Here is a 26,440-nt window from a genome sequence, read left to right as displayed (position 1 = left end):
TCCCGCTCGATCAGCAAAGGAGGGGTAAGCGACTTACCCCTCCTCAAATCCGATTAATTGACTAAGTTAGAACTTAGTAACGACGGAGGTTAGCATTGGGTTTGTGAACAATGAAGCTCAGAACTTGACATTGTTTAATGTTGTCAAATCCCATAACCCGCACATAGCTTTCGCGATATTCTGCACGACAAGCATCAATTTCAGCCATCACTTCATTCACGGTTCTGGCGTGGAACAGGGGAAGTTTCCACAGCGTCCAGTAGTGCATTTCGGGGCTGGAATCTTCACTAAATTCCACGCCAGCAATGTAGCCTTGATCCAAAATGTATTGGATTTGCATCTTGATCTGGGCATCAGTCAGAGGAGGCAGATAAGAAAGCGTTTCGTAACGGCGCTCTTTAGGTAAAGTTTGCATGGTTTTTAAGCAGTTGTGTCTAGAATTTGGACTCGAAGTGATCCAGCAATTATCAATCTGAATCGGCTGGTGATTCGGTATCAGAAGAAGAATCAGGGATATTAAGTCGCGTTACCCGTTCGAGATATTGACGGCGATGTTCCATATTGCTTTGTTGAATATTACTGCGAACCATTTCAGGTAAGAAATCAGTAACTTCTTGGGCAAGATGTTCTCGTACTGTCATCACCCGGAAGGCCATCTCTGGTTTGGCTTGGAACAGCTCGTCAAGATAGGCTTCTCCGTCCTGAATTTTCCCTGTTGAGGAAAATCCACTGAGCCAAACGGCTTCACCGGGGTTGGTTTCTCTTAACTGGTTCGTGACTACTTTGACCGCTTGATAGGTGAGATAACTCGCCAGTACACGGCTAGTAGCTTTGGCAACGTTTTTAATATCCATGTCCTGATCTCGGCCGCTAAGATGGAAGAATCCCCGATTTTAGAGGGAGAACTGGGGCAAGATTGTTATCAACAACACTCTTGCCTTTTCTTCCTCTTAACGGATGCTCTAACTCTGGGCAGAGATTAGACGGTATCCATGGCCTCGAACTCGAATTTGATTTCTTTCCAGAGTTCGCAAGCAACGGCCAATTCAGGAGACCATTTGCAAGCTTCGCGGATGACATCTCCGCCTTCACGGAAGAGGTTACGACCTTCGTTACGAGCTTGGATACAAGCTTCGAGAGCGACCCGGTTAGCGGTTGCACCGGGAGCGTTACCCCAGGGGTGACCCAAGGTTCCACCACCGAACTGTAAGCAGGAGTCGTCGCCGAAGATTTCAACCAGAGCTGGCATGTGCCATACGTGAATACCACCGGAAGCAACGGGCATTACACCAGGCATGGAAGCCCAATCTTGGGTGAAGTAAATTCCGCGTTGACGGTCTTGTTCGATGTGGTCTTCGCGCATGAGGTCAACGAAGCCCATGGTGATGCCTTTTTCACCTTCGAGTTTACCGACAACGGTTCCAGAGTGCAGGTGGTCGCCACCAGACATGCGTAAGCATTTGGCGAGAACGCGGAAGTGGATACCGTGGGCTTTTTGACGGTCGATAACGGCGTGCATGGCGCGGTGAATGTGCAGCAGTACGCCGTTGTCGCGACACCATCTGGCGAGGGTGGTGTTGGCGGTGAATCCTCCGGTGAGGTAGTCATGCATGATGATGGGGGTTCCGATTTCTTTGGCGAATTCGGCCCGTTGCATCATTTGTTCTACGGTGGGAGCGGTTACGTTCAGGTAGTGACCTTTGATTTCACCGGTTTCCGCTTGGGCTTTTTCGATCGCCTCTTGAACGAACAGGAAGCGGTCTCTCCAGCGCATGAAGGGCTGGGAGTTAATGTTTTCGTCGTCTTTGGTGAAGTCTAGACCACCGCGCAGACACTCGTATACCGCACGACCGTAGTTTTTAGCGGATAAACCGAGTTTGGGCTTAATGGTACAACCGAGCAGGGGACGACCATATTTGTTGAGTTTGTCCCGTTCTACGGTGATTCCGTGGGGAGGGCCTTGGAAGGTTTTCAGATAGGCGATGGGAATCCGCATATCTTCTAAACGCAGGGCACGCAAGGCTTTAAAACCAAATACGTTACCTACAATGGAGGTCAACATATTGGTTACGGAACCTTCTTCAAATAGATCCAGAGGATAAGCTACATAACAAATGTATTGGTTATCTTCTCCGGGAACCGATTCAATATCGTAGCAACGACCTTTGTAGCGATCGAGATCGGTTAATAGGTCAGTCCATACGGTTGTCCAGGTTCCGGTGGATGATTCCGCAGCTACCGCAGCGCCTGCTTCTTCGGGAGGAACGCCCGGTTGGGGGGTCATCCGGAATGCGGCTAGAACGTCGGTATCTTTCGGTGTGTAATCTGGTGTGTAGTAGGTTAACTTATAATCCTTTACACCAGCTTGATACCCAGATTTAGACTGGGCTTGAGTTTGAGCGTAAGACATGAAATCCCTTCCTAAAAACTAGCACTTAATACGTTTTGTGCCGATTGGCTAGATGTTTAAGAATATATCAAGATTCGGGCCTCTTTTTGTTCACTTCTACTTGTTTTGCAAATAATCCTTACTTATGTTTACAGGGATTGTTAAGCTTTATCACAACAAGATTGACAAAAGTGTATCTTTATTAAGAAAATATAAAACTCGATTTTGGGGGTCAGGTTGGCGATCGCCAGTAAACTTCAGTTTCCTAGAGATAAATGAGTAAAAATCCTTATTTTTACTCCTCAGTCAACGCAATATAACGTTATCTTTACCAAGAGCAATACTAGAGAGAATTGTTACAACCTGGCCATGATTTTTGACAAAAAGATAAGTAAATGCTAAGAATCAAGCTAAAGGTTCGATCGCTCCTTATGATGAGTCTGACCAGTTGAAGTGCTTCTAGCATGGGGCCATCTTTTGGTATAGTGCCTCTAGGATCGTTGAGACGGTAACTTATGGCTTTACTTCATACTCCACTGTTTGACTCGTGTGTAAAACTCAAGGCAAAGATGACTGAATTTTCCGGTTGGGAAATGCCGGTACAGTTTTCGGGAATCAAACAAGAACATGAAGCGGTCAGAACCCAAGTCGGAATGTTTGACATCTCCCATATGGGTAAATTCTTCCTCAGCGGCCCTTCAGTCATTGCCAGCTTACAAACCCTTGTCCCCTCAGATCTGGCTCGCTTAAAACCGGGTGAAGCCCAATATACGGTACTCCTAAATCCAGAGGGCGGAATTATTGACGATATTATTGTCTATCTGCAAAGCCAAGAGGCCAACGGAGAGGAAAAAGTGGCTATTATCGTCAATGCTGCCACTTGTGAAGGCGATCGCCAATGGATCGAGCAACACCTTGATCGCGATAAAATCCAATTCGACAATAAAACCCTCACTCAAGCGCTGATCGCTGTGCAAGGCCCCAAAGCCATAGAAACCCTACAACCCCTCCTCAAAACCGATCTCTCATCCATTCCCCGCTTCGGTCACGCCACCCTTCCCCTGCTCGGTAGCTCCGCATTCCTCGCTCACACCGGCTACACGGGCGAAGATGGAGTCGAAATTATGCTCGATCCAGAAACAGCCATTCAACTTTGGGACACCCTCCTGAAAGCAGGCGTTACTCCCTGCGGTTTAGGAGCCAGAGATACCCTACGCTTAGAAGCCGCCTTAGCCCTCTACGGTCAAGACATCGATCGCACCACCACCCCCCTAGAAGCGGGCTTAAAATGGTTAGTCCACCTCAAAACCAAAGGTGATTTTATCGGTCGCTCCGTCTTAGAAGACCAGCAAACCAATGGAGTCTCTAAACGCTTAGTCGGACTGCAAGGAGAAGGTCGTCGCATTGCTCGTCATGGCTATCCCCTTTTAGCCGGAGGAGAAGTCGTTTCTGAAGTGGCCAGTGGAACCCTTTCCCCCACCCTCGGTTATCCCGTTGCTATGGCTTACCTACCGAAGAAATGGGCTAAAACTGGCCAAGAAATTGAAGTGGAAATTCGCGGTAAACGTTATCCCATGAAAGTGGTGAAAAAACCCTTTTATCGGGCTGGGTAAAGTCAAAGTTAATATTGGAAAAAGTTTACGCACTGTCAAAAGGATTGACAATTTTGAGTCCATCAATCTCTGAGTACCCAAAATCTTCTGTATAAAGAGTGCTAACATTTGCTTCTAAACAAGCAGCAACTACCATTGAATGTAAATTAAGATGTTTGTGTCAACGGCTCTCATACAGCATATCTCGTGTAAACCGGGGGGCATTGGAGGGAATTGGGTTGTGTTGCATTTTTTCAACCAGTTGCCTTAAAAAATCCTCTCTGGCATTGGTATTGGAAATTTTTGGTGGAAGTGCTGGAGTAGATTGTACTAATAGCTCAACTTCAACTCCTTCAGGTAAATCACAAGCTGTCTGAAGGATAAATGTACCACTATGGTAAATAGCTTTTATGGTTGGTGGCATAGTCAATGATTTATATTGGCAATGACTTAATCATAACGAATTAGCCAGGTATGGTATTACCTTCCGTTGTCCATGACCAGCGCAAAGTGCTATTCATCTTCCCACAGTCTGCGCCCTTGTTTTCCTTTGAGTAACTCGTGGGTTTCATTGAGCAGTTCAGGAATATTGAGTTGAGAGGGACATCGGGGTAAACAGTCCCCACATTCGGTGCATCGGGAAGCCTTGTTTCCCGGAAACCAATGACCGGCATTTTCAAACATGCCGTAGCGATATTTTCCATACTCGACCATATTATAGGCGATCGCCAAATTCCGTAGGCGTAAAACTTCCGGAATATTAATGTCTTCAGGACAAGGTAAGCATTGATAGCATTGATGACATTGGGTTGGCCCCAAGCTGTCGCTCATGTGCTGGTCTAGATGGGATAAAACTTGTTGTTCTGCTTCTGTGAGGGGATGATCCTCGATGTCTAGGAATGGCCCCAACTCGTCTACAGTAGCGGGGCCGATGCTGAGGGTGGTAATCCTAGAATCGCCGAGTAAAAACCGATAGGTTAATTCTAGGGGTGAAAAGGGTTCGCACAAGGCTTTGAATTGAGCAGGAGGACTATACAAGCGTCCCCCTTTATCGGCTGGAGAGATAATAAAAACACCCATATCTAACTGATGGGCGATCGCCAACAGGGGAGCATGGCGTTGAAAAGACCAATAATAATGTAAATTGACAAACTCAAATAAACCCGTTTCTAGGGTCGATTGGATTAACTCCAGGGAACCATGAGTGGAAAACCCCACATGATCGATCTTACCGTCGGCGATCGCCTCATGCACCGCCTGCATACAGCCGCGATCGCTCTGTATCCACTCCAGATGCTCCCTAGTATTGACACCATGGAGCGCCAAACAATCAATTCGGTTTATCCCCAAACGGCACAAAGACTCATCGATCCATCCTGCCATCATTTTCGGGTCAGGAGTCGGCGGTAGTTTCGTCGTCAGATAAACAGACTCCCGGTCTAACTGACCCAATATCCGGCCTAAATAAACCTCACTTTTACCATATCCTCTCGCCGTCTCAATATGATTGATTCCTCTTGAGAGTGCCCGTAAAACAATCTGGCCAAACCCTTCCTCCGATCCCAAAGGTCGCATTGTCCCCAGGGAAAAAACCGATAAATCCAGATTCGTTTTACCAAAGCGCCGATATTGCACCCGCTCTCCTACTCACCATTCACCGATCGCCCTTTACCCCGTTGGGCAAAATCCTCCGGTCGCAAACTCGACACAAAATCGCGAAAGGCCTCCTGTTCCGCTTCATCCGCCTCTTGATCCACCGGAATAGAAGCATCGGCGATCACCTCTTCCATCACCCAAATCGACGTACCGGTACGCAAAGCTAAGGCAATAGCATCCGAGGGACGAGCATCAATATCACGGGTTACCTCTCCTTGGCGAACCGTCAACAGAGCATAAAACGTATTATCATGGAGCGCGTGAACCACCACTCTCTCCAGGGACATCTCCCAAGTTTCCAGCACATTCACCATCAAATCATGGGTCAGGGGTCGAGGGGGTTTTTGCCTCTCCAGAGCATTAATGATCGCCCGTGCCTGGTCTTGGCCAATATAAATCGGCAAGGCGCGGCGCTCAGTCGTATCCTTTAACAAAACAATGGGGCTGCGCGTGCCCGCATCTAATGCAATTCCAGCAACTCTCATTTCAATCATCGGGTAAAGCCTCTAGATCACTCTCTGGCAAGGGACGCTTATCCTTGGGCTGCGTTGCTCGTAGATAAGATCGGGTTTTGTCGGGGGTTTCCTAAAGGATAAACTGATTCAGGAAACGCCTATATAGCTAGTCTAAATCAGTTGTTCAATGGGAAAGTCCCTCTCCCTAAATCCCTCTCCCACGGGAGAGGGACTTTCCCCTTCTCCTGCGGGAGAAGGGGGTAGGGGGATGAGGGGCAATCGTTTATCACTCATTTAGGTTGGCTATCGTATTCTCTACCTTAAAATCGATTATCCTAATTAGACCATAAGTTTATATATAGCTCGTCTAAATGAGTTGTATCACAGGAAATGCCCTCTCCCTTTCATGTCCGCAGGAAAATCCCTCTCCCACGGGAAGAGGGACTTCTGCTCCCCTTCTCCTGCGGGAGAAGGGGCTGGGGGATGAGGGGCAGCCATTACATAACTCATTTCGGTTTGCTATAAAATCTCTCCTTCTCATCTTAAGCTCACTTTTCCAGAACTTTACTCGTGTTTACCGGATTAATTCAAGGCCTAGGGACTCTCACCCCTCTGAATGATTACCAAGTCCAAATTATCTGTTCTCCAGAAGGGAGACGGCTAATTTTGGCGGATTTAGCTATAGGCGATAGTGTAGCAGTCGATGGCGTATGCCTGACCGTAGAAACACTACTTTCCCAGGGATTTATCGCTGCTGTTTCGCCGGAAACCCTCAGTCGTACTACCTTGAAACATCGAGCCATGAGCCAAGTGCCTGTTAATCTAGAAACTTCTCTCCGGGTGGGGAGTAAACTAGGGGGTCACTTTGTCACGGGTCATGTGGATGGTACGGGGGAAGTCCTTTCGATTATACAGACGGCGATCGCCTGGGAAATGGTTTTTGATCTCCAAACTCCCAGTCTCGCCCGCTATATTGTCCCCAAAGGCAGCATCGCGGTAAACGGGATTAGCTTAACCCTAGCCCAAGATCAAGGCGCAACTCACACTTTTAAGGTCGCCGTGATTCCCCATACCTTCCAAAATACGAATTTACAGTATCTTCACCCTGGGGATGTGGTGAATCTGGAAGGGGACATTTTAGGCAAATATGTAGAAGGGTTATTGCGATGCTCCGCGCCCCATCAGAAACCAGAAAGTCCGATCACTGCTGATTTCTTGAGCGAACATGGCTATGGGATGGGGGGATAGGGGAATGGGGGAATTATCCCATTCTCCGCGTTCCCAGGTTTTACCCTACATCGGGCGAATGTTCACAAAAGGCAACTCTTCTACCGCCAATTCTGGAGCCGGTAAGACTTGCAACTCCTTAGCGTTGCCGCCAGTATAGGGGGTTGCCGAGGCCGTTTCCCAAGATTGGATTAACCGAGCTAAGGCATATTCCAACTGCGCCCCAGCATCTACGGCTACCCAGCCCTCTTCCGTTTTTTCTCGCAGCTCAAAGTGCAAATGGGGCCCGGTAGAATTACCGGTACTGCCCACACTGCCAATGACGGTTCCCTGCTCCACTTCTTCGCCCGGTTCTACAAACACTTCCGACAAGTGAGCGTAAAGAGTTTCTTGGGTTCCATTGCTGTGTTCGAGAACCACAGTTAAGCCATATCCGCCTAAGAAATTAGAGATCGCCACCCGTCCTGCTAAAGCGGCCAACACATGGGTTCCCGTAGCTGCCGCAATATCCGTACCGTTATGTAATCTCCAATCTCCATGAATGGGATGTAATCTCCAACCAAAATGGGAGGTAATTTGAGCAGGAATAGCCAGAGGATATAACAAACTCACATTGCCATTGCCGGGACGACCGACAGGTTGGCGAGAATTGAAATAAGACCGACCACTTGCCGTCGTTCCGCCAGCCACTGGTGCAGGTACAGGTGCAGGTGCAGCAGTATAGCCTTCATTGCTGGTTCCACCGGAGGGAGCCGGCTGATGATTGTCTGGAGACCAAGCGGGGATGGGTTCCGATGGGGCGCTAGGCGCGGGAGCTGAAGCCGTCTGATTCACCGGTGTCGGAGCAGCCGGAGCAGTCGGCTCATAAACTACTACTTCCGTGGGTTCTTCATAAACAGCCGTTGCTCCCGCCGTTGCCCCTGTATCAAAGTCGTTAGAGGTGTCAATATAGGCACTTTCTTGAGCTGTATTGTCTTGAGCCGTCGTTGTGTTTTCCGGCATCAAGTCCTCAGCAGAATAGGAAATGGGAGCCTCTTCACGGGTTTCTACCACCACCGGTACAGAGGTATCATCAATCGGTTCTGGGTCGTAGGCGGCTGGTTCCGGTGTCCATTCTGGCTCGTAGGCAGCCGGTTCGGGAGTCCATTCTGGCTCATAGGCGGCTGGTTCCGGTTCGGGAGTCCATTGCGGCTCATAGGCGGCTGGTTCTGGTTCGGGAGTCCATTGCGGCTCATAAGCCGGCTCATAGCTCGGCTCATAGCTCGGTTCATAGCTCGGTTCATAAGCGGGTTCCGTCCATTCCGCTTCAGGAACTGCGTCATAGGCAATGGGGTCAATGGAGTCTTGTTCGTAGGCAGCTCCTCGGTTAGGAGTCCAAACCATGGTGCCACTGAGTAAACCCAGGGCCCCTAACCAACCGAGTCCTTGCATGAGCAGGGAACGGTGACAGGTGAGGCAAAAGAAGGTGCGAGTATATTGGCGATCTGGGTTGGGATTGGGGGTTGGTGTTGTCTTATCCGTACTCATCTGGATTCGTTGTCGGTTAAGTGTTTTCACGATTAGGGGTTGGATCTTTATCCCATTATTGGGTCTCTGACAAGTTTTATCATATATTTCTTAACTTCTGTAGGCATTCTAATAGCCTAATTGAATTTCACCAGGGTTGAGGAGCCGTTGGGAAGAGTTAAAGTCAATACAGAGCTGACCCGTAGGAGTAATGCCTCTAATCTTGCCCTGTTGCCCTTGGATGGCGATCGCCTGTCCTCGATGGATCAGCAGTTGATTGTAAGCAGAGATTAGGGTTGCTCCTTTTTTCTGCTCGATCGCCTCATATCCGGAGATTAAACCCCTTAAGGTTAGGGCTAAAAGGTCTTCTAGGCAAGTAACATCTCTAGCAACCGATCGCTCTGTGAATCCTTCTTTGAGGCTAATTCCGGGTTCAGGAACGGGGTTGTCCCAATTAATGCCCACACCAATCACGGCCTGGTGAATTTGGTTTTGATGCAGGCGAGTTTCGGTGAGAATGCCGCCCAGTTTTCTTTGATGAAGGATTAAGTCGTTGGGCCATTTGATTTGAATGGGCAGGTTTTGGTGTTGGCGCAAGATAGTCGCGATTCCCCAAGCGCTGCTGATGGTGAGTAACAAGGCTTGCTCTGTGGGCAGGTTCGGGGCGATCGCCCAAGAGAGATATAAACCCCCAGCCGCAGACGACCAGGATCTTCCCCATTGTCCTCGGCCAGAGGTTTGCTGACGGGCGATCGCCACTGTACCGGGTGGGGCCCCTTCCCTGAGCAGTTGCCACAGGGTTTGATTGGTGGATTCTAAGGTTTCAAACCCATGGATCGGGGGCAGAGCATGGGGTTCTAGGTTCAGTTTTTGGGTAATCTGTTCCCAGGTTTGATGAATTCGTTCTCGATTCAGAGTCATAATGAGTAATGAGTAATAAGTAATGAGTAATGAGTAATGAGTTCAGTTTGGCATTGGCAAATGGCTCAGGGATTGACCTATCTGACCTGTAGCTTACTCGACCCTTGGAAACATGGATTTTTTACTCGCCAGTTTGCACCCCAAACCCCTGAATCTTTAGCGCTTCTTCTGGATGAGCAGGCCCAGGTGTATCGGGTGAAACAAGTCCATGGTCAACGGGTTTTGACCCCTTCAGAAGTTAAAGCGTTAGGGGTTGAGCGTCCAGAGGCGGATGGCTTGTTATCGGAACATGCCCATGATGCGGTTTGGGTTTGTTCGGCCGATTGTGTGCCGGTGTTAATGGCAGATTTGGGAACGGGTCGGGTGGCGGCGCTCCATGCGGGGTGGCGGGGGACGGCGGCGGAAATTGTCCCGGAGGCGATCGCCCGTTTTCAAGCATTCGGCACTCGACTGGAGGATCTGCGAATTGCTCTTGGGCCAGCTATTTCTGGTTCTCAGTATCAGGTGGGCTTAGATGTAGCCCAACAGGTGGGGAAAACCCTGATTCAGGGTGGGACTCCCTCAGATTGGATGGAGGGTTTATCCGTGGGGGAAAACCCGGTATTGTTGCCCGATTCTGAACCCGATCGCATCCGCTTAGATGTGCGTCAGGTGAATCTCAGGCAACTGCAACAGTTAGGTATTGATGTAGAGCAAGTGGCGATCGCCCCCTATTGTACCTATCAAAATCCCGATTTGTTCTTTTCTTATCGGCGCGATCGGCTAAAATCTGTCCAGTGGTCAGGCATCGTTCAATAGTGCAACCCTAATGATCGGATTAGGCTTGAGGCCCATTGATAAACGTACTATGTTTTTCTGCTTCACTCGGTTCTGCATTCGGTTTGCGATCGCCTTTTCTAACCAGCTTCGCCTTCGGATCGCTTACTCCTAGACGAATTCGCAATCTCGGCCCAGAATGGCCCAGACGGATAATCATTTCATCCTCTAAGACCTCTTGTGTAACCAACTGTTGGTTAACCAACGTACCATTTGCACCAAATCCCTTGAGACTCCAACCCTCTTCACTGGGCCATAACTCCGCGTGATGGCGGGAAACCACAGAACTATACACTACAATGTCGTTATCGTGAGAACGACCAATGCGAATGGGTTCATCGCGATCTGGCTCAAATGTCCAACTATGCATCGCGATCGGTTGGGTCGGATGCATCAGAGATATGGTAATCGTTGACATAAAATTATCCTGATGGAGTTTAAATGAAGCACAACTACTAGGTCAAAAACCTGAAAAATCGGGGAACTCATTAAGATAATTATTATAACTCGACTCACTCAATCAGGCCATCGGTTTCTATTTATTGAAAAAATAAATATCCCCACTTTGCACTGGTAATAGCGAATAGGTAATGATTGTTTTTTTTCTTGATAAAAAGTTCAAAAACTATTTTTGTTTCATATTTCTATCCTCACTCTATTGGGCTTTATGCAAGATCGGCCCATCCCTAGGGATCGATCGCCGTAATAATTTTGCTATTCACCGGCTTAACGGGGATCTGGGATTGATTCACAGATTTGCGGTCTCCAGGAGAAGGAGAAGATTGATCCGCTTCAAAATCAGTTTTAATCTGAATCTTGGGGCCAGAGCGAGCCAGTCGGATCACCACTTCACCGGTAATCGGCATTTGCTCAATTCGCTGACCTTCCAAATAAGTGCCATTGGTTCCCAGGTTCACCACATCCCAAGCCCCCTCTCCTAAACGGAGTTCCACATGGTGACGGGAAACCACTGCACTATAGAGAACTACATGATTATCTGTAGAACGTCCGATCCGCACGACAGATTCTTGTTGGAATTCCCAATGCTGAATGGGGGTATCTTTAAGAGGATGCAATAAGGTTAGGGTGATCACATTAAATAACACAGAAATAACGAAGAATAAGGAAAGAATTGTTGGTACTTTTCAGTTCAAAAATAATTTAGAGATTGTCACATTTGAAACAAAAAAGTTACCAGATCATTTTTACCTAATGTAATGCGATCGCCCGCTTGTAATTGATGGCGATCGCCTGGACTTAAGGGAAGGTGATTAATATAGGTTCCATTAGAACTGCCCAGATCTTCTATATAATAGTGACCCTCTTCAATGCGAATGGCAGCATGAACCCGTGAGACCACATCCGAATGGGCAAATCCAGAAACGTCTATTTCTGGGGGCAGGCGGTCATTGGGTTTGCCGATGTTTAACACCGGAAGATGGGTCGATAGCTCGAAGCTCTGACCGGTCGAAACATGCACCAAGGAAGCGCTTGGTGATTGCAGTTCGGTCGATCGATTGACTGAGGGTGGAGTTGAGGCTTCTGAGGCTTCAGATTCTATTTCTGATGATTCTGATGATTCTGAGCTAGAAGGGGTAATCGGATCGGGAACGACTAGGGGATCGGGTTCGACCAAGGCAGGAATCTCTACAGATTCTTCTTCTTCAGAAGCATCTGGAGCAGGAGGAGTAGGATTTAAGGGCGTTCCGCACTGCCCACAAAAGGTCGCATCTTGCTGCACTGTGGCTCCACAGTTGAAACAGGTGGTCAGGGCAGGGAGGTCAGTATAACAGGCTTCACAAACTTGAGCGCCGTCAGGATTTTGGTGAGTACAATTGGGACAAACAATCATAGGATCAATGGGAAGGCAATCGGGGAAAGATTTAATTAAAAAGATTTAATTCGATGTCACTCTTAAGCGATCTCCGGCTGCTTCATCTAAGAGCCACCAAAGTTCGCCTTTGGGAGCAATTAAACGAGAGGGATACTGTTGGCTATCTCCTTCTGGGGCAAAGACTTGGGTTAAAGCATTGATTTTATTGGCTCCTGCGACGAGAAAAACGACACAGCGAGCGTGATTAATCAGGGGAACGGTAAAGGTGAGACGGGGTTGGCCCTCTTTATTGCCGACCGTCACTAGGCGATCGCCGACCGCCAAGGCTTCAGTCTGGGGAAACAGGGACGCGGTATGGCCATCATCACCCATCCCTAAGAGAATAATATCGAAGGTGGGGAAATCTCCAGAGGCGTTGCCAAAAAACTGCTGTAACTGAGTCTCGTGGGTTTGGGCATCCTGTTGGGGGTCTTGCGCTCCGGTGGGCATGGGATGGATATTTTCTGGGGGAATGGGAACCTGATTGAGCCAGGCTTGGCGAGCCATATTTTCGTTACTATCGGGATGATCGGAGGGAACGTAGCGCTCGTCTCCCCAAAAAATATGAATTTTGTCCCAAGGGAGATTTTCTTGGCTCAGGAACTCGTACAGGGGTTTGGGGGTGCTGCCTCCGGCGAGGGCAATGGTACAGTAGCCTTGGGAGGCGATCGCCGTTTGGATTTTTTCTTTGACTAAAGAAAGGGCGCGGCTAACAAGGGCGCTTTTATCTGGTAAAACTTCTACAATTTTAGTCATGTTCCTAACAATAAGAAAGGTCTAGTGAGCGCTTTTCCTGATTTATCTTCCCAATTATCTAGCCCATGCCAACTCCTAGTTTTTACTCGATATCCAGAATTGGGCAAGGCTAAAACCCGCTTAATTCCTGCATTAGGAGCTGAGGGGGCAACTGAATTACACCGTCAACTGGCCGAATGGGCGATCGCCCAAGGAAGGCAGCTACAAGATCGGCATAGGGAGTCTATTAAGCTCGTGGTTTATTTTACAGGCTCAACGATTCAGGCCATGCAGACCTGGTTAGGTGCTGATCTAGTTTATCGCAGTCAGGTACAAGGCGATCTAGGGGAAAAGCTCTACAGAGCTATCGATCTAGGGTTTGCCCAAGAAACGGAGCGCATCGTGGTAATTGGAACTGACTGCCCCAGTCTCACCCCAACTCTTTTAGCTCAAGCCTTTCATGCTTTAGCTTCCCACGATTTAGTCATCGGGCCAGCCGCCGATGGAGGTTATTACTTAATTGGTCTATCGCGCCCCATCTCTGCATTATTTCAAGGCATTGATTGGGGAACCTCAGAAGTGTTCACCCAAACCCTAAATATTGCTGACTCTCTAGACTTATCCTATTCTCTCTTACCCGTTCTCACCGATATTGACCGCCCAGAAGACTTGTATTGTCGCTGTAATAGGTAATGGGTAATCGGTTCTCTTAAAAGTCCCCATTCCTTAATTCCCCCATCTCCTGGAGCGTTTGCCATCCGGGTTGCCATAGGTCACGGTCTTTGAGTTGAGCTGCATTTAACCAAAAGCGCACATTAGGATCGCAAGAAGCAACCATTTCGGCAAAAACAAACTTTCCCTGGTTTTTACGGTTAGTGACCTGAAAATGTCGCCATCCCCAAGTCGTTTGCTGGGCTGTCCATTTAGAGCCAACCAGAAAGGGAAATTTTTGTTTTTTAGCCATAATCTGCGTTTAAATGGATACAGCACTTTGCACTAGACTTTAGAATCTTTGCTGACGGTTTCTTGAATCGTTAACCCTGGTTATTGATGCAGGAATTACCTCATCTCTACTTACCCTATCTCTAACATGCCCATCATGCCTTGATCTTCATGATCGAGGATATGACAGTGGTAAACGGTTTTGCCGATAAAATCTTGATACTGAATCCGCACGCGAAGGGTTTCCCCACGACGCACATTCACCACATCTTTCCAGGCTAAAAGGGGTTCGGGGGTTTGATTGCGACTGATGACTTGAAATGAGTTGACATGGATATGAAAGGGATGATCCATTGCACCTTGATTGATGATTTCCCAGTCTTCAATTTGATTTAATTTGGCCTTAACGTCAATGCGTTGATGATTAAAGGCTTGATTGTTAATGAAAAATACCATACCCATGCCTGGATTCATGCCATGATTGAGGGTAAACCGGCGCAGGGTTTGGGGTTCAGGTAACCGAGTGATGGGGATCAGGGTTTTGGGTAGGGGAAGGGGGGCGACGGCTTCGGTATACTTAAAGGTGGCGATCGCCTGAGTTTGGTTACTGCTAGAGGATGATCTCATATGGCCCATCATGCCCAGGGTTCCCCGATCGTAAGGTAAACTTAACAACGTATACTGAGATGGGGGGCGATCGCCTTTCACCAAAACTTGCACCCGCTCCCCTGGTGCTAAGAGTAACTCTTTTAATTCTACCGGCTCCGCAATTGCGCCCCCATCGGTAGCTATTAAATAAAAGGGATGTTCTGCTAAGGATAAGCGATAAAAGCGAGAACTCGACGCATTCAACAGATGTAAGCGCACCAAACCTTGGGCAGGAATAGAAAACTCTGGTTTCATTGTGCCATTAACTGTCACAAATTCCCCTTCTCGCCCTAACATGATCGCTCCATGAGAGACGTGAGAATTGGGATTAGCGGTAAAATCTTTGATGACTAAAAACTCTTCAGAAGCCGATTTTATTTCTGGGATTTCGTCTAATTCACCCCGCACAATAAACAATCCCGCCAATCCCTTAAAAACCTGTTCCGCTACTTGTCCGTGATAATGGGGATGATACCAAAAGGTTCCTACCGGATGATTTTCAGGCAATTTAAATTCATAATTAAATGTTTCACCGGGAGGAACCGAAAGAAACACATTATCAGCCGTTCCTGTGGGCGGAATATGCAACCCATGATAGTGTAGATTAGTCGTTTGCGGTAACTGATTTTGAAAATTAATTTTAATCGTGTCTCCCGGCTTTGCTTCTAGTCTTGCCCCCGGAATTTGTCCATTATATCCCCATTGTATCAACCTTTTTCTGCCAAGCTGTATCGGTGTTTCTTGGGCAACTAAATTCACAGATAATAATCCATCTTGACTAATATGGGTATTGGCCATAGCTGGCGCTTGGCTAATCGTTTTCTGACCACATTGACTGAGCAGCACTGTACCGCTTGCGCCTGCCATATAAGTGATGAACTTTCGTCTGTTTAGCATAAGTTTTTGTTTCTTATTTTTACTTATTTGACTGGGAATAATTTCTCGATTAAGCAACAACTATAGTTTGTTTCGTCTAAATTCCTTCCCCTCGCTCACCCACATCCTTAACCCACTGCAAAGCCCGTATGAGGACGCACCTCTGGGGGATGAAATCCTAAAACAATCTTCTCCTTGGGAATTCCTGCTCGCAACAAATCATCGGCTATTCCATCCTCCAACCCGTCCTCATGAATCCAAATTTTATCCCCCACCACTTCTAAATGAACAATACAACCATGAACCCTAAGTCCACGTTCCCATCCCCAAGTCATAAAAAAATAGTGTGTTTTATCATCACTCACAATCAAGCGGCGTTCTACTTTACCGAAACGATAGGGAAGGTCTGCATATTCTTTTAAAATGGGATAAATGATTGAATAGTATTGAGCTATTGTATCCATTCTAGAATAACCTCCCAATCTAGACTAAGCCTGAGATAATTTTTTATGACCCTAGTCTCCGCGCAAGGCCGATCGCGTGGCATTCTGGCTCACCTCCTGATATAGGGTGCTTAGGTAAGCCATTAACTGTTTAGATTCGGTGATTTTGGTGCGCTCATTGATAATCGGCCCTAGCACATCTAACACCGTTTCTGGGTTCGCGGGGGGAGCAATGACGACCAAAGCGGACTCTAACTCGCGATCGTATTGCCAGAACTGGTCTAGATCGACCTGGGGATAGGTCAGGGGTGCGGGTTCATTGCTGGCGTTTTCTGGTGCAATTCCCCGCTTGTCGCGCAGTGCAGAGATGATGTCATCCTTACTTTTGCCGCGCAATTGAAACAGCACAAAGGGATCGGCTCCGAAGCGATCGCCCAACAAATAATACACCGCCGCAATATGTTTACAAGGATTCGCCTTATCCGGACAACTACAGCGAGAATGAACTTCACCCAACGTAAACGGAAATAAGCTTAACCCATTAGCCGCAAACACCGATTCAATATTATCCGGCATTTCTCCCGCTAACAACTTCGCCACATAAATCGCCTTTTCTGATAAAGTTTCAATTACATGCTCCCAATCTTCCGACGTAAACGCATCCAACCAAATCGAAAGATGATAGGGTTCAGGATCAGTTCCTTGCACCTCTGCAACCACTTTTTGATCGCGAAACTGAATCGATAACACATTCCCTTCTCTTGCATAATTTCGCCCCCGCTCCAGTCGTTTTTTAAACCGATAAGAGTTGAGCAAATCTAACCATTGTTGTGTCCACCATTCCCGCTCGATGCCATAAGATTTCATGTTTCTCTCCTAGTTTCCTAACTGTTTCAATAATAAATTTCGCAGCAAATCATTGTAAAATCTGAAGAATCTCACACCTTCTCCTGCCCACCCTACCGACCTTATACCTTTTGATAGAGAAAGCAGGCAAAGTTTAAGAGTTCTTCCCGTTTTGCTTCAGGTAAGCGATCGCTCATCCACTTTATTTTATCGGCAGTAGCGAGCCATTGTTGTGTTTCACTCTGCCAAACGACGATAAATTGCTCAGTAGACAGAGGACAAAGGGCTGTGGTCTCTCCCTTTGGGTTAGCAAACTCAATTTCAAAGTGAGTTTCGTCTAAATATTCGACAACCGCACCGCGATCGCCGATGGATAGGTTATATTCTGGTACATTGACCAGCAGTTCTACAAGGTCGAACAGTTCGGGTTTCATGGCGATCGTTTTTTAATAAAAAGGGTAGTTAGTCGAGCGTGTTGGGAGTTTTCGGGAACTAACCAACCCGTTCGCACGGTTTCGATTTGTTCGGGTTCGATTCCTTGAATTTCCAGATCGATTTGATATCTTGTGCCATATTGGTCTTGACTTTGGGGGATAGCTTCTGCATCAGGAACTTTTTGATAAATTTGGTCGAGTAAAGCTTGATAATTATCTTTTGTATAACCTAAATATTTGGCAAACATTAAGGCCTTATTTTTTCCTTTAGGATTGTCTGGGTCTAGGGCATAATGAGTCAGTTTGCGAGGATCGATAAAGATCTCATCAACTAGTTCTTTGAGTTTCATTGCGGATTACAGAAAATTGAATACTATCGCTTACCCTCCTGCCCACCTTACCCGCTACCCGCTATTGTATCTCAAGGAGATACTGTTGCCAGAGGGGATGGAGGTAAAAGTGCGATCGCTCCTCTACTAATCTTTTTTCCACTAACCCCCGTCTCCCCAAGGATTGCATCCCTTCCAACAATTCAGACCTAGAGAACTCACTATGGGTCAATTGTACTGAAAGATCGACCCCTTCCTCCTGACTCCCTAACCAAGCCATCACCCGTTGTTCTACTTCTGATAACCGTTCTAATTGAGCCTCTAAAATCGGTTCTAAATCTCCTAAATATAGCTCTTTTCTGTGCCCCACCTTTTCAAGGGGGGGTTGGGGGGGATCGGCTAAAAATTGGGCAACTTGACCCTCAAAAAGTTCCCGAATAGTTGCCGCGATAATGGTTAACCAGACGGGATGACCTTGATACAAGTTAATTAACTCTGGCCAGTGTTCCTCATCGGTTAATTCCTGTTCTCTAAAAATGGCCTCAGCCTCTGAATCTAATCCTTTCAGGTGCAAACTTCGCGTCGGTCTATGCGTTCCTTCTAAGGTAGCGATTTCTCTCGGTTTTTCCCAACTCAGGAGAATGACACAACTGTAGTGCTGCGTTCTAGCAATTTGTTTAAAGAATTTGCCATAGTCTTTATAGTCCGTTAAATATTCACCCGCCAGTTGACCGCTTGCAAAAATATTTTGCACATCATCCAGGATGACTAAACAGCGAGTCTGGCGAAAAATGTCAATAACCGTTGCTGATGGGTTCGCTGGAGAGGGGGCTAAAAATTCTTTCAGTTCAGTTTGCAGCGTCGATAAGGTGGGAGTCTGGCTCAGACTGCGCCAAATAATAGCGTCAAATTCGGTCTGGATGTCTTCGATGAGTTTCAGGGTGAGGGTGCTTTTGCCAATTTCGCTCACACCGTAAATGGTGATTAAGCGCGTCCGATCTTCTAATATCCACTGTTTCAGGGTGGAGAGTTCTGTGGTGCGGTTGTAGAAGTCGGTGAGTTCTGGTGCGTCGCTTAAGTCGATGATGGGTGAGGGATGTTGGGTGCTGGAGTCTGGGGGAGATGGCGATCGCTGTTGGCTATCTTTAATTGTTTGTATAAGTTCACCTCCAATATTCACATTATCAACTTGTACTAAACAGTGACCTGATTGAGAACACGGGGAAACTCTATGCTGTTTTTCTACCTTAGAACGAAAATTAAACTTATTCAGGTCATCTCCTAATTCTTCCCGCAGCTTATTCCATAATTTAGAAGCTTCTTTCTTAATATGAGATTCACTACAATGAAAATCTTCAGCAATTTGAGGATATTTTTTCCCTTCCCACGAACCTCTCAAGATAGCTGACTGTATAGATGTCAAATTTTTTCCTGTTTTATCCAACATCAACTGGTCAACCCATTGTAGTATATCTTCAAGATCGTTCATAACTAGATACATCTAGAGATTTCTTGTAACATACTCTACTAAATGCTACTTTGTCAACCTAATTATACCAAATCCCACTAAATTGACTCAGGATAATTAGAAAAATTGTGTACTAGATATACTATTTTAGCATGGTCGCACATAAATACTACAAGCTAAAATTAAGGCAACAATCAAGAGCAAATTCAATAAGGAGAAAATCTTATGCTTTTGGTAATTCTTAATCACATTAAACATTTCATGCCTCGTCGCAGCAGAGCGCGTTTACATACTATTATTCACACAGCAGCAACAGAAGGCATGGCAATTGGGTTTGCTACTGCTCAAATTCCGGGAGACCGCTTTGTGATTGGTGCTGTTCAAATCAATATGGTAATTGAATTAGCGGCTGAGTTCGGAGCAGATCTTGATAGAGCAGCAGCGATGTCTCTAATAACTTCAGGTGTAGCAGCTTTTATAGGAGTTGAGGTATTTAATGGTATCATCAAATATGCTCCAGGAATAGGAAATGTAGCTAATATGGTGACTGCTAGTTCTGTCACTGAGACTCTGGGTTGGGCAGTTGTTGAATATTACGAAAATCAATAATATTCATTACGGCTATTCTTAGACGAGAACCAGAAACCGGGTTTTTCCAAAAAACCCGGTTTCTATTTTTTTGGGTAATTTCGGAGCAGAAGAGAAAGGCGCGGAGGATATCTTCCAAGTACAGACGCACACTACGCGACATAAATTGCCTCCTGTTCTACGGTAGAACGAATCAAAGGTTTGAGCATTACTCGACTCACCAAATCGACTCGCGTCCCTAAATGATCCTCTAGATAAAACTTGACATCCATATAGCGATCGAAGGTCACCAATCCGTCAAATTCTACTAAAATATCCACATCACTATCGGGTCTAGCTTCATCCCTAGCAACAGAGCCAAATATGGCCAGCGAAGTTATGCCAAACTCTTTTAAGGCTTGCTGGTGTTCTGCCAAAATCTCCAATACTTTGTCCCGTTGCATCATTTTTTAGCCTCACGTTTGGCTTTAGCTGCTTTAATTTTTGCTCGAATCTCTTCTTGACCGGGTTTTGGGGGCATGGCGGCAATTTTGGCAATCAGATCGCGATTTTTTTCTTCATAATATAGCCGCAGTTCTTCCGCTTCCTTCAAAACTTGCTGATACTCCGCTTCAACCAGAGCGCGATTTTCTTCAATATACGTTAAAGCGTCGTTGATTTGTTGTTCTGTTAGGTCAAATAATCCCCGGATAAACTTGGGGGGATATTGAGCAGTAACATAGTCCATGATATCGTAGATCGTGATCCTTGTCCCAGCGATAGTTAGTCCTCGTTCTGTACGGATAATTCCGGTTTGTTCATTGGATGGGTTGGTCATGATTTTTTCCGAAAGTCTAGTTGCTGAAGGTCAATTTTATTTTAAGCCAACTAATTAAGCTGTGGCAAATTCGGTCAAATGCCGTTTGCTAGGATGATGGAACCCTAAAACAATATCATTTTGAGGAATGCCCGCAGCGAGTAAATCATCGACAATACATAAATTTGTTAAGTCTTGTTCCACCCAAACTTTGCTATCTTTAATTTTCAAATAGATAATGATATGCTGTACTAGCTTCTTATCCTTCCAACCAAAGCGAAACCAAAGATATTCATCTCTAATTTCATCTAAGGCTAGGCGATCGCTGACTTCACATTCAGGATTTTTCTGGACTTGATGAATCTTCATACCATAATATTCAGTCAAGATTCGTTTTATGATCCGGCGGTAATGTTCTAAGTCAGCCATTTGACCAGTTCCTCCTTCGCTGTATCTACTACAATTAACAAAACTCGATTATCTTTAATCACTTCTTAACCCACAGCAAACCCGGTATGAGGTCTGACCTCTGGGGGATGAAATCCTAAAACAATCTTGTCCTTCGGGATACCTGCTCGTAACAAATCATCGGCGATGCCATCCTCTAACCCATCCTCATGAATCCAAATTTTATCCCCCACCACCTCCAAATGAACGATGCAAGCGTGAACCCGCTTACCATTCACATCCCCCACCGTCAACAGCACATAATTCTGATGGTCTTCTGCGATCGCCAATTTTCGTTGTAAATTCCCATGAGCATAGGGCAACTTGGCGTAATCTTCTAAAATTTCCTTGATAATGTAATAATAGTTTAGGGAATCCATCGCTCGATAACCTCCTGTTTTTTCTCAAAAATTAGCAAATTAAAACGCTGATTTCTTAATAAAATTTCTCCAATAGCTTCTTGAAAAAGAGTGTCAAATACATCTTTGGTAATAGCAAGATAAAGTATCCGGTTTGGATCGATATCCCGCATAATGTCGCTATACAAAGTATACTGACCTAACGCATTCTCCAAATCATTAACCCGTGACTTACCGATAAAACTCTTAATTTCTACCGCTATTTTCTTCTCGCCTTTTTCCGCAGAAAGCAACTTTTCTGCTCCGATATCGACAAATAAATCTCTACGCCCAATATTCAAAATATAGGGATCGTCGGTAATTGTCCACCCATCCTTAATTAAAGCATTCTTTACCGCATTGTGATAAATATCCTTAGCAGGCATCACTCCACCTCCAAACTTTATCCATCCTAGTCTTCCGACTGTTCTAATAATAATAAATCTCGCAGTTGGTTCGAGTCCAAACTGGCTAACCAATTTTCGCCTGAACCTACAACTTGTTCGGCGAGTTCCTGCTTGCTGGCTATCAGATCGTTAATCTTCTCTTCTAATGTACCTTCGCAAACGAATTTATGCACTTGTACATTGCGGGTTTGACCGATGCGAAATACTCGGTCGGTGGCTTGGTTTTCTACGGCTGGATTCCACCATCGGTCAAAGTGAAAGACATGATTGGCGCGGGTTAAATTTAAGCCGACACCGCCTGCTTTTAAGGATAAAATAAATAGTTTTGGCCCTTGGGGATCGTGTTGAAAACGGTCAATCATTTCTTCTCGTTGCGATCTTTTGGTGCTTCCGTATAAGAAGAAAACTTCGGATTGGAATTCTTGTTCTAAATAGGGTTTGAGCAATTTACCCCATTCGGCAAACTGGGTGAAAATTAAGGCCCGATCGCCGACATCAACCACTTCCTCCAGCATATCCCGCAGCCGCATCAGTTTCCCGGAGTTCTCTGGCTGCTTGAGTTTGCGCTTCTTCAGGAACTGCTCTGGATGGTTGCAAATCTGCTTTAACTTCGTCAGCAATGCCAAGACTTCCCCATGGCGTTGAATGCCTTCGGCTTGCTCGATTTCTGCTAAGGCTTTCTCTACCGCGTCTTGATAGAGCTGTTTCTGCTCATCAGAGAGAGCGCAGAATACGGTCATTTCCTGTTTTTCGGGCAAGTCTTCGATAATGGTGCGATCGGTTTTCAAACGCCGCAGGATAAAGGGTTGGGAGAGCGATCGCAGGGTTTGCAAGGATTCGCGATCGCCGTATTTCTCAATCGGAACCGTAAACCGGCGCTGGAAAAACTGCCGAGTGCCCAAATAACCGGGATTGAGAAAGTCCATAATTGACCAAAGTTCTTGCAAGCGATTTTCTACCGGTGTTCCCGTTAAGGCAATGCGAAACTCTGAGGTTAGCTCGCGCACTGCTTGCGACTGTTTCGCCTGGGGATTTTTAATATTCTGCGCCTCATCTAACACCACCCCTTGCCATTCTACTGCTTGCAAGTCTTTCTGGTCTCGAAATACCAAAGGATAGCTGGTAATCACCAGATCTTTTCTCTCAACGGCTTTAATAAATTGCTTGTTTTTAACTCGCTTATCCCCATGGTGAAGTAACAGGTTCAAACTGGGAGAAAACCGTTTAACTTCCCGTTGCCAATTGCCTAAAACGGAGGTGGGACAGACCAATAAAGTCGGTTTTTGCAGCTTTTTCTCCTGTTTCAAAACCAACAAAAATGCTAGAAACTGAATCGTTTTTCCCAGCCCCATATCGTCGGCTAAACAGGCTCCTAAGCCCCATTGTTCTAGAAACGCCAACCACCCCACACCCCTGGATTGGTAGGGGCGCAACTGTCCGTTAAACGTCTCTGGAGGGGCGATCGCCTCAATGGTGCGCGGCTCCATCAAACGAGTCAGTAATTCACCCAACTGGTCGGAAGCCTGAAAGTCTACCACCGGCAGCTTTTCCACCATCTGCGTATCCCCCGTACTGATGCGAAGGGCATCTTCGAGGGATAAACTCATTTGGTCTTTACGCTTGCTGAAAAACTCCTGAGCCACGCGCACATCTTGGGGGCGCAATTCCACCCATTCCCCATTAATCTCCACCAAGGGAGAATCGAGAGCCACCAATTGGTCAAATTCTTTCTTGGAAACCCGTTGCCCTCCTAGGGTTAATTCCCACTTAAATTGCAATAAACTTTGTAAACTTAAGCGATCGGTTTTCTTCCGTTTGGGCGTATCAGCAACTAAGCTTAATCCTAAGCGATTAGAAAATCCTTGTTCCGGTGCAAGAGACGGGGGCAAAATTACGCCTAATCCACTTTCTCGCAATCGCCCCACTCCCGTTTTCAGCAATTCATAGGCGTGCTGGGGATTGAGGCGACAAAAGAGGGGTTGGGAGGTGTTTAAGCTCTCTTCTAAAGGGGGAAAAATGCGCGAGGCTAATCCTAATCCGGCTAGAAAGGTTTCTTGCGGATAGCGAACAGTATAGCCTTCATAGATCAGAGATTCTACGGGATTGCTCCAAATGGTATTAGCATCCACGACACAATCGGGATTTTCCACAGATTGCAATCCATATTCGAGTAACCAATCTTGGCGTTTTCCCTGGGGAGGATGGAGTTTTAAGACGGTGGTAAAGGCGCTCTCCCGATCTAGGTGTTGCAGGGGAGCTATCCATTCCGTTAACTGGGTTTTGAGCTTCTCTATTTCGCGGGTGGGGGAGAGAGCATTACCCGTACCATTTAAGCCTTGCAGCCATTGGGCGATCGCCCCTTTCAGATTCGGCAGGGGAGTCTCCTGCTTCTGGATCTCGGCGTTGAGAATTTGGCTCAAAAAGTCCCACAGCAAGGGTTTAGGAGCTGTGGGAAAATCCAATTTTAGGCACTCTTCAACCGGTTGATAGGTGTGGCAACTGCCCGGCATCAGGCTGTTAAACTCAGTAAAGCGGTGGCGATCGCTCTGACTATCGAGTAACGGTTGCCATTGAGCAATTAAAGAACCTTCCGCACCAGCCTCAAGAGTGGGCAAAAACTTACACCGAGCGAGTAGATCCAAACACCACCGGCTAATATGAGACCAAAAGCGCAGATCCGCCCCCAACCAAGCGGGTTGAGAGTCTAATAACCCCAGAGGCAGACTGTGCAGAAAGGGTAAAGTTTGTGCAGGAGTTAGACAGAGGGCTTCAATGCGCCAAGGATGCAGGAAAATACAGCCATTTTCGCTTTCATCAGCGACATTAAGATCCCCCCAACCCCCCTTAGAAAGGGGGGCAGTAGAGGAAGTCCCGCTTTCTAAGGGGGGATCGATACTGGAGGCGATCGAGTATAACGGTGTACAAGCAATCCCCGGCGTTTGCTTCCGTTTTGATTTGGACTTGGGTGCAGCTTCAGGAAACTCGATTGAGGTGGGCAGAGCCAATTCTACCGAGACTGTCTTACAATCAGCCAAAGCCTGTTGCACCGACTCTGGTATTGGACTCGACTGTAACCAAGTTTGCAGATCTTCGGCACTGAGAGCTAAGGGATGCATGGCACACAATGAGCGATCGCACTCTTGGGGGGGAACTCTGCGCCAAGTTTCTGCCCAAATCACAAATTGATGTTGAGTTAACCAACTCCCATGTAAAATTGTCATGCGATCGTAGTCTTAAAGTTTGCTCAGTTAGAGTGAGGATGATTTACGGGTGACTTAACTCAATTTCTCATAGCCACCTCATTTCAGTAACCATATCACGACAATGGCCCGATGGATCGCTATAGCGCCAAGCGCCGTAACTTTCTGATTATACCATTGCTTTTTCTCTTGTCTCTCAAGAATTAACTGAGTGGCACGACTGAAGCAAATGCTATTAGCTCTTGTTAGCTGTAACGACATTCATTTTCCCTGGGTTTACTCCCCCGCCGCTTTCGCCTCTTCGATCCAGCGATCGAACTGCTCTTGATTTTCAGCAACCCATTCTTCTGCCAACCGGCGAATAGCTTCCGATGTATTTGCCCCTTCTTTAATCTTTAGACTCGCTTCATTCATATCTTCCAGGGAAATTTGCACCAACTCAAACCAGCGTTTCGCTACTGGATTCTGTGCTAAGAACTCAGGATTAGACATCACTTGCTGAGTGGTTGCTGGCAAGCCCAAATTTTTACCATTAAATGTGGTATCTGCTTCTGATATATTAGTCATCTCCTCTGGTAAAGACGTAAAAGGAACTTCTAACCAAATTACATCTTCACCTGGCCTTAAAACAGCACCCACCCAATGGGGATTATAAGCATAGTAAAAAATCGGCTCTCCTTCTTCGTAACGAGTAATAGCATCTGCTAACAAAGCCGTATAACTTCCTTGATCGTGTTCTACGGTATCTTCAAGTTCATAGACTTCAATATGATGATTGGTATTTTTTTCACAACCCCAACCCGGATTACATCCCGTTAAATTAGCTTTTCCATCTCCATCAAAGTCAAATAACTGGGCAATTTCCGGGTCTTGAAACTGCTCTATATTTGTAATTCCATATTCATCGGCTGTTTTTTTATCAATCAGATATCCTTGGGTTCCTGATTCAATTAAAAGTCCTACACCTGTTAATTTTTCTTCACCTCCAGCATTGTTAAAAAACTCTTCATGCCCAGGCTGATAATAGACCACACTATAATCTAAATCTCCATTGGCAACAGAAAGATAAATACCGGGATACTCCAACTCTTTGACCGAATCAATCTGATAACCGAGCTGTTCCAGACCAATATTAACCACCTGAGTTTGAAAGCTTTCTTCCACCCAGCTACTATGTCCTGAACGAATGGTCACCTCTTCAGGGGGTAAACTACCACTCGAACTCGAAGAACTAGACTCCGAGGTGGGTTGACAGGACGTTAATCCCAGAAACAGCGACACACAAGTGGTAAGGAAGATAGTTTGGGGAGATAATTGGGTTTTCACAGTCTTCTTAAAAGTTTTATCTAGGACAAAAAAGGTATATAGCAAACCTAAATGAGTTGTGTAATGGCTGCCCCTCATCCCCCTGCCCCCTTCTCCCGCAGGCGCTGTCCTGCTTGCCCTGA

32 protein-coding genes are annotated in these 26,440 nt (G+C 46.4%); 5 read left to right on the top strand and 27 right to left on the bottom strand.

Features of this window, described 5'->3' with window-relative positions; genetic code table 11:
- Nucleotides 1-73: 73 nt before the first annotated feature.
- The 3 genes from PMG25_RS07610 to PMG25_RS07600 all read right to left on the bottom strand — a co-directional run bounded on the left by PMG25_RS07610 (nt 74) and on the right by PMG25_RS07600 (nt 2,410).
- The gene (locus PMG25_RS07610; protein WP_283754699.1) at nt 74-415 is read right to left on the bottom strand and encodes a ribulose bisphosphate carboxylase small subunit; all 342 of its coding nucleotides are present in this window, start codon (nt 413-415) and stop codon (nt 74-76) included.
- A 52-nt stretch (nt 416-467) separates the two neighbouring features.
- Nucleotides 468-854, bottom strand: a complete 387-nt coding sequence (gene rcbX / locus PMG25_RS07605) for a RuBisCO chaperone RbcX (protein WP_283766298.1) — start codon at nt 852-854, stop codon at nt 468-470.
- Nucleotides 855-979: 125 nt separating this feature from the next.
- On the bottom strand, nt 980-2,410 hold the full coding sequence (locus tag PMG25_RS07600) for a form I ribulose bisphosphate carboxylase large subunit (protein WP_283766297.1): 1,431 nt from the start codon (nt 2,408-2,410) through the stop codon (nt 980-982).
- Nucleotides 2,411-2,904: 494 nt separating this feature from the next.
- On the opposite strand from PMG25_RS07600, the gene gcvT reads away from it, so the two are divergent.
- Complete coding sequence (gene gcvT / locus PMG25_RS07595; RefSeq protein ID WP_283766296.1) at nt 2,905-4,002, top strand: glycine cleavage system aminomethyltransferase GcvT; 1,098 nt, start codon at nt 2,905-2,907, stop codon at nt 4,000-4,002.
- 160 nt (nt 4,003-4,162) lie between these two features.
- On the opposite strand, the gene PMG25_RS07590 is transcribed toward gcvT, so the two are convergent.
- The 4 genes from PMG25_RS07590 to PMG25_RS07575 all read right to left on the bottom strand — a co-directional run bounded on the left by PMG25_RS07590 (nt 4,163) and on the right by PMG25_RS07575 (nt 6,386).
- Entirely contained in the window at nt 4,163-4,405 is a 243-nt protein-coding gene (locus PMG25_RS07590) for an antitoxin family protein (protein WP_283766295.1), read from the bottom strand.
- Between the two features lie 89 nt (nt 4,406-4,494).
- Nucleotides 4,495-5,616 carry an aldo/keto reductase gene (locus tag PMG25_RS07585; protein WP_283766294.1) on the bottom strand — a complete coding sequence of 374 codons (1,122 nt, stop codon included), beginning with the start codon at nt 5,614-5,616 and terminating at the stop codon, nt 4,495-4,497.
- Between the two features lie 8 nt (nt 5,617-5,624).
- Nucleotides 5,625-6,131, bottom strand: coding sequence for a bifunctional nuclease family protein (locus PMG25_RS07580; protein ID WP_283766293.1), 507 nt, complete (start codon nt 6,129-6,131; stop codon nt 5,625-5,627).
- Between the two features lie 132 nt (nt 6,132-6,263).
- Nucleotides 6,264-6,386, bottom strand: coding sequence for a hypothetical protein (locus PMG25_RS07575; protein ID WP_283766292.1), 123 nt, complete (start codon nt 6,384-6,386; stop codon nt 6,264-6,266).
- 276 nt (nt 6,387-6,662) lie between these two features.
- Here PMG25_RS07575 and PMG25_RS07570 point away from each other — a divergent pair, with 276 nt between their 5' ends.
- Nucleotides 6,663-7,340, top strand: coding sequence for a riboflavin synthase (locus PMG25_RS07570; protein WP_283766291.1), 678 nt, complete (start codon nt 6,663-6,665; stop codon nt 7,338-7,340).
- Between the two features lie 45 nt (nt 7,341-7,385).
- On the opposite strand, the gene PMG25_RS07565 is transcribed toward PMG25_RS07570, so the two are convergent.
- Both PMG25_RS07565 and PMG25_RS07560 read right to left on the bottom strand, forming a co-directional pair.
- Nucleotides 7,386-8,876 carry a peptidoglycan DD-metalloendopeptidase family protein gene (locus PMG25_RS07565; protein ID WP_283766290.1) on the bottom strand — a complete coding sequence of 497 codons (1,491 nt, stop codon included), beginning with the start codon at nt 8,874-8,876 and terminating at the stop codon, nt 7,386-7,388.
- A gap of 78 nt (nt 8,877-8,954) precedes the next feature.
- Entirely contained in the window at nt 8,955-9,746 is a 792-nt protein-coding gene (locus PMG25_RS07560; RefSeq protein ID WP_283766289.1) for a biotin--[acetyl-CoA-carboxylase] ligase, read from the bottom strand.
- A gap of 36 nt (nt 9,747-9,782) precedes the next feature.
- On the opposite strand from PMG25_RS07560, the gene pgeF reads away from it, so the two are divergent.
- Nucleotides 9,783-10,544: a peptidoglycan editing factor PgeF gene (pgeF, locus tag PMG25_RS07555; protein WP_283766288.1), complete on the top strand. Its 762-nt coding sequence runs from the start codon at nt 9,783-9,785 to the stop codon at nt 10,542-10,544.
- A 19-nt stretch (nt 10,545-10,563) separates the two neighbouring features.
- Here pgeF and PMG25_RS07550 read toward each other — a convergent pair whose 3' ends face one another.
- The 4 genes from PMG25_RS07550 to pgl all read right to left on the bottom strand — a co-directional run bounded on the left by PMG25_RS07550 (nt 10,564) and on the right by pgl (nt 13,191).
- Nucleotides 10,564-10,980, bottom strand: a complete 417-nt coding sequence (locus PMG25_RS07550) for an FHA domain-containing protein (RefSeq protein WP_283766287.1) — start codon at nt 10,978-10,980, stop codon at nt 10,564-10,566.
- A gap of 268 nt (nt 10,981-11,248) precedes the next feature.
- Nucleotides 11,249-11,656, bottom strand: a complete 408-nt coding sequence (locus PMG25_RS07545; protein WP_283766286.1) for an FHA domain-containing protein — start codon at nt 11,654-11,656, stop codon at nt 11,249-11,251.
- Between the two features lie 77 nt (nt 11,657-11,733).
- Complete coding sequence (locus PMG25_RS07540; protein WP_283766285.1) at nt 11,734-12,414, bottom strand: double zinc ribbon and FHA domain-containing protein; 681 nt, start codon at nt 12,412-12,414, stop codon at nt 11,734-11,736.
- A gap of 45 nt (nt 12,415-12,459) precedes the next feature.
- A complete protein-coding gene (pgl, locus tag PMG25_RS07535) occupies nt 12,460-13,191 on the bottom strand; it encodes a 6-phosphogluconolactonase (protein WP_283766284.1) in 732 nt (243 codons plus the stop codon).
- A gap of 24 nt (nt 13,192-13,215) precedes the next feature.
- On the opposite strand from pgl, the gene PMG25_RS07530 reads away from it, so the two are divergent.
- On the top strand, nt 13,216-13,863 hold the full coding sequence (locus tag PMG25_RS07530; RefSeq protein ID WP_283766283.1) for a TIGR04282 family arsenosugar biosynthesis glycosyltransferase: 648 nt from the start codon (nt 13,216-13,218) through the stop codon (nt 13,861-13,863).
- Nucleotides 13,864-13,879: 16 nt separating this feature from the next.
- Here the strand turns inward: PMG25_RS07530 and PMG25_RS07525 are convergent, their stop codons facing one another.
- From PMG25_RS07525 to PMG25_RS07495, 7 genes are all read right to left on the bottom strand, one after another.
- Entirely contained in the window at nt 13,880-14,134 is a 255-nt protein-coding gene (locus tag PMG25_RS07525; protein ID WP_283766282.1) for a TIGR02450 family Trp-rich protein, read from the bottom strand.
- A 110-nt stretch (nt 14,135-14,244) separates the two neighbouring features.
- Nucleotides 14,245-15,657, bottom strand: coding sequence for a multicopper oxidase family protein (locus PMG25_RS07520; protein ID WP_283766281.1), 1,413 nt, complete (start codon nt 15,655-15,657; stop codon nt 14,245-14,247).
- A gap of 107 nt (nt 15,658-15,764) precedes the next feature.
- Entirely contained in the window at nt 15,765-16,100 is a 336-nt protein-coding gene (locus PMG25_RS07515; protein WP_283766280.1) for a XisI protein, read from the bottom strand.
- A gap of 51 nt (nt 16,101-16,151) precedes the next feature.
- Nucleotides 16,152-16,946 (bottom strand): SWIM zinc finger family protein, encoded by a 795-nt coding sequence (locus tag PMG25_RS07510; RefSeq protein ID WP_283766279.1) that lies wholly within the window; start codon nt 16,944-16,946, stop codon nt 16,152-16,154.
- Between the two features lie 101 nt (nt 16,947-17,047).
- Nucleotides 17,048-17,359, bottom strand: coding sequence for a DUF4926 domain-containing protein (locus tag PMG25_RS07505; RefSeq protein WP_283766278.1), 312 nt, complete (start codon nt 17,357-17,359; stop codon nt 17,048-17,050).
- Nucleotides 17,356-17,709: a DUF6883 domain-containing protein gene (locus PMG25_RS07500; RefSeq protein ID WP_283766277.1), complete on the bottom strand. Its 354-nt coding sequence runs from the start codon at nt 17,707-17,709 to the stop codon at nt 17,356-17,358. The genes PMG25_RS07505 and PMG25_RS07500 overlap by 4 nt, the downstream gene beginning before the upstream one ends.
- Before the next feature lie 61 nt (nt 17,710-17,770).
- Nucleotides 17,771-19,177, bottom strand: coding sequence for a helix-turn-helix domain-containing protein (locus tag PMG25_RS07495; protein ID WP_283766276.1), 1,407 nt, complete (start codon nt 19,175-19,177; stop codon nt 17,771-17,773).
- 204 nt (nt 19,178-19,381) lie between these two features.
- On the opposite strand from PMG25_RS07495, the gene PMG25_RS07490 reads away from it, so the two are divergent.
- A complete protein-coding gene (locus tag PMG25_RS07490; RefSeq protein ID WP_283766275.1) occupies nt 19,382-19,765 on the top strand; it encodes a hypothetical protein in 384 nt (127 codons plus the stop codon).
- Between the two features lie 131 nt (nt 19,766-19,896).
- Here the strand turns inward: PMG25_RS07490 and PMG25_RS07485 are convergent, their stop codons facing one another.
- The 7 genes from PMG25_RS07485 to proX form a co-directional block, all read right to left on the bottom strand.
- Nucleotides 19,897-20,187, bottom strand: coding sequence for a nucleotidyltransferase family protein (locus PMG25_RS07485; protein WP_283766274.1), 291 nt, complete (start codon nt 20,185-20,187; stop codon nt 19,897-19,899).
- Nucleotides 20,187-20,561, bottom strand: coding sequence for a DUF433 domain-containing protein (locus PMG25_RS07480; RefSeq protein ID WP_283766273.1), 375 nt, complete (start codon nt 20,559-20,561; stop codon nt 20,187-20,189). Before PMG25_RS07480 ends, PMG25_RS07485 begins: the two co-directional genes overlap by 1 nt.
- 54 nt (nt 20,562-20,615) lie before the next feature.
- Nucleotides 20,616-20,969, bottom strand: coding sequence for a XisI protein (locus PMG25_RS07475; RefSeq protein ID WP_283766272.1), 354 nt, complete (start codon nt 20,967-20,969; stop codon nt 20,616-20,618).
- 65 nt (nt 20,970-21,034) lie between these two features.
- Nucleotides 21,035-21,367, bottom strand: a complete 333-nt coding sequence (locus PMG25_RS07470) for a XisI protein (protein WP_283752404.1) — start codon at nt 21,365-21,367, stop codon at nt 21,035-21,037.
- Nucleotides 21,355-21,771, bottom strand: a complete 417-nt coding sequence (locus tag PMG25_RS07465; protein WP_283752403.1) for an element excision factor XisH family protein — start codon at nt 21,769-21,771, stop codon at nt 21,355-21,357. Before PMG25_RS07465 ends, PMG25_RS07470 begins: the two co-directional genes overlap by 13 nt.
- A gap of 26 nt (nt 21,772-21,797) precedes the next feature.
- Nucleotides 21,798-25,013 (bottom strand): DEAD/DEAH box helicase, encoded by a 3,216-nt coding sequence (locus PMG25_RS07460; protein ID WP_283766271.1) that lies wholly within the window; start codon nt 25,011-25,013, stop codon nt 21,798-21,800.
- Nucleotides 25,014-25,268: 255 nt separating this feature from the next.
- The gene (proX, locus tag PMG25_RS07455) at nt 25,269-26,318 is read right to left on the bottom strand and encodes a glycine betaine/L-proline ABC transporter substrate-binding protein ProX (protein ID WP_283766270.1); all 1,050 of its coding nucleotides are present in this window, start codon (nt 26,316-26,318) and stop codon (nt 25,269-25,271) included.
- Nucleotides 26,319-26,440 lie beyond the last annotated feature (122 nt).

Origin of the sequence: Roseofilum capinflatum BLCC-M114 (assembly GCF_030068505.1) — a bacterium.
GTDB lineage: Bacteria > Cyanobacteriota > Cyanobacteriia > Cyanobacteriales > Desertifilaceae > Roseofilum > Roseofilum capinflatum.
Note: the sequence above shows the minus strand (reverse complement) of the source record. Positions and strands in the feature narration are given on the sequence as shown.

Excerpts from the sequence above, each read along its gene's own strand:
- PMG25_RS07495 (WP_283766276.1), bottom strand. The coding sequence starts at position 19,177 with ATGAACGATCTTGAAGATATACTACAATGGGTTGACCAGTTGATGTTG.
- pgl (WP_283766284.1), bottom strand. The coding sequence starts at position 13,191 with ATGACTAAAATTGTAGAAGTTTTACCAGATAAAAGCGCCCTTGTTAGC.
- gcvT (WP_283766296.1), top strand. The coding sequence starts at position 2,905 with ATGGCTTTACTTCATACTCCACTGTTTGACTCGTGTGTAAAACTCAAG.
- PMG25_RS07480 (WP_283766273.1), bottom strand. The coding sequence starts at position 20,561 with ATGACCAACCCATCCAATGAACAAACCGGAATTATCCGTACAGAACGA.
- PMG25_RS07485 (WP_283766274.1), bottom strand. The coding sequence starts at position 20,187 with ATGCAACGGGACAAAGTATTGGAGATTTTGGCAGAACACCAGCAAGCC.
- PMG25_RS07610 (WP_283754699.1), bottom strand. The coding sequence starts at position 415 with ATGCAAACTTTACCTAAAGAGCGCCGTTACGAAACGCTTTCTTATCTG.
- PMG25_RS07525 (WP_283766282.1), bottom strand. The coding sequence starts at position 14,134 with ATGGCTAAAAAACAAAAATTTCCCTTTCTGGTTGGCTCTAAATGGACA.
- PMG25_RS07475 (WP_283766272.1), bottom strand. The coding sequence starts at position 20,969 with ATGGCTGACTTAGAACATTACCGCCGGATCATAAAACGAATCTTGACT.
- PMG25_RS07515 (WP_283766280.1), bottom strand. The coding sequence starts at position 16,100 with ATGGATACAATAGCTCAATACTATTCAATCATTTATCCCATTTTAAAA.
- PMG25_RS07540 (WP_283766285.1), bottom strand. The coding sequence starts at position 12,414 with ATGATTGTTTGTCCCAATTGTACTCACCAAAATCCTGACGGCGCTCAA.
- PMG25_RS07520 (WP_283766281.1), bottom strand. The coding sequence starts at position 15,657 with ATGCTAAACAGACGAAAGTTCATCACTTATATGGCAGGCGCAAGCGGT.
- PMG25_RS07500 (WP_283766277.1), bottom strand. The coding sequence starts at position 17,709 with ATGAAACTCAAAGAACTAGTTGATGAGATCTTTATCGATCCTCGCAAA.
- PMG25_RS07590 (WP_283766295.1), bottom strand. The coding sequence starts at position 4,405 with ATGCCACCAACCATAAAAGCTATTTACCATAGTGGTACATTTATCCTT.
- rcbX (WP_283766298.1), bottom strand. The coding sequence starts at position 854 with ATGGATATTAAAAACGTTGCCAAAGCTACTAGCCGTGTACTGGCGAGT.
- PMG25_RS07470 (WP_283752404.1), bottom strand. The coding sequence starts at position 21,367 with ATGGATTCCCTAAACTATTATTACATTATCAAGGAAATTTTAGAAGAT.
- PMG25_RS07510 (WP_283766279.1), bottom strand. The coding sequence starts at position 16,946 with ATGAAATCTTATGGCATCGAGCGGGAATGGTGGACACAACAATGGTTA.
- PMG25_RS07460 (WP_283766271.1), bottom strand. The coding sequence starts at position 25,013 with ATGACAATTTTACATGGGAGTTGGTTAACTCAACATCAATTTGTGATT.
- PMG25_RS07560 (WP_283766289.1), bottom strand. The coding sequence starts at position 9,746 with ATGACTCTGAATCGAGAACGAATTCATCAAACCTGGGAACAGATTACC.
- PMG25_RS07600 (WP_283766297.1), bottom strand. The coding sequence starts at position 2,410 with ATGTCTTACGCTCAAACTCAAGCCCAGTCTAAATCTGGGTATCAAGCT.
- PMG25_RS07490 (WP_283766275.1), top strand. The coding sequence starts at position 19,382 with ATGCTTTTGGTAATTCTTAATCACATTAAACATTTCATGCCTCGTCGC.
- PMG25_RS07465 (WP_283752403.1), bottom strand. The coding sequence starts at position 21,771 with ATGCCTGCTAAGGATATTTATCACAATGCGGTAAAGAATGCTTTAATT.
- PMG25_RS07550 (WP_283766287.1), bottom strand. The coding sequence starts at position 10,980 with ATGTCAACGATTACCATATCTCTGATGCATCCGACCCAACCGATCGCG.
- PMG25_RS07580 (WP_283766293.1), bottom strand. The coding sequence starts at position 6,131 with ATGATTGAAATGAGAGTTGCTGGAATTGCATTAGATGCGGGCACGCGC.
- PMG25_RS07505 (WP_283766278.1), bottom strand. The coding sequence starts at position 17,359 with ATGAAACCCGAACTGTTCGACCTTGTAGAACTGCTGGTCAATGTACCA.
- PMG25_RS07575 (WP_283766292.1), bottom strand. The coding sequence starts at position 6,386 with ATGAGTGATAAACGATTGCCCCTCATCCCCCTACCCCCTTCTCCCGCA.
- pgeF (WP_283766288.1), top strand. The coding sequence starts at position 9,783 with ATGAGTTCAGTTTGGCATTGGCAAATGGCTCAGGGATTGACCTATCTG.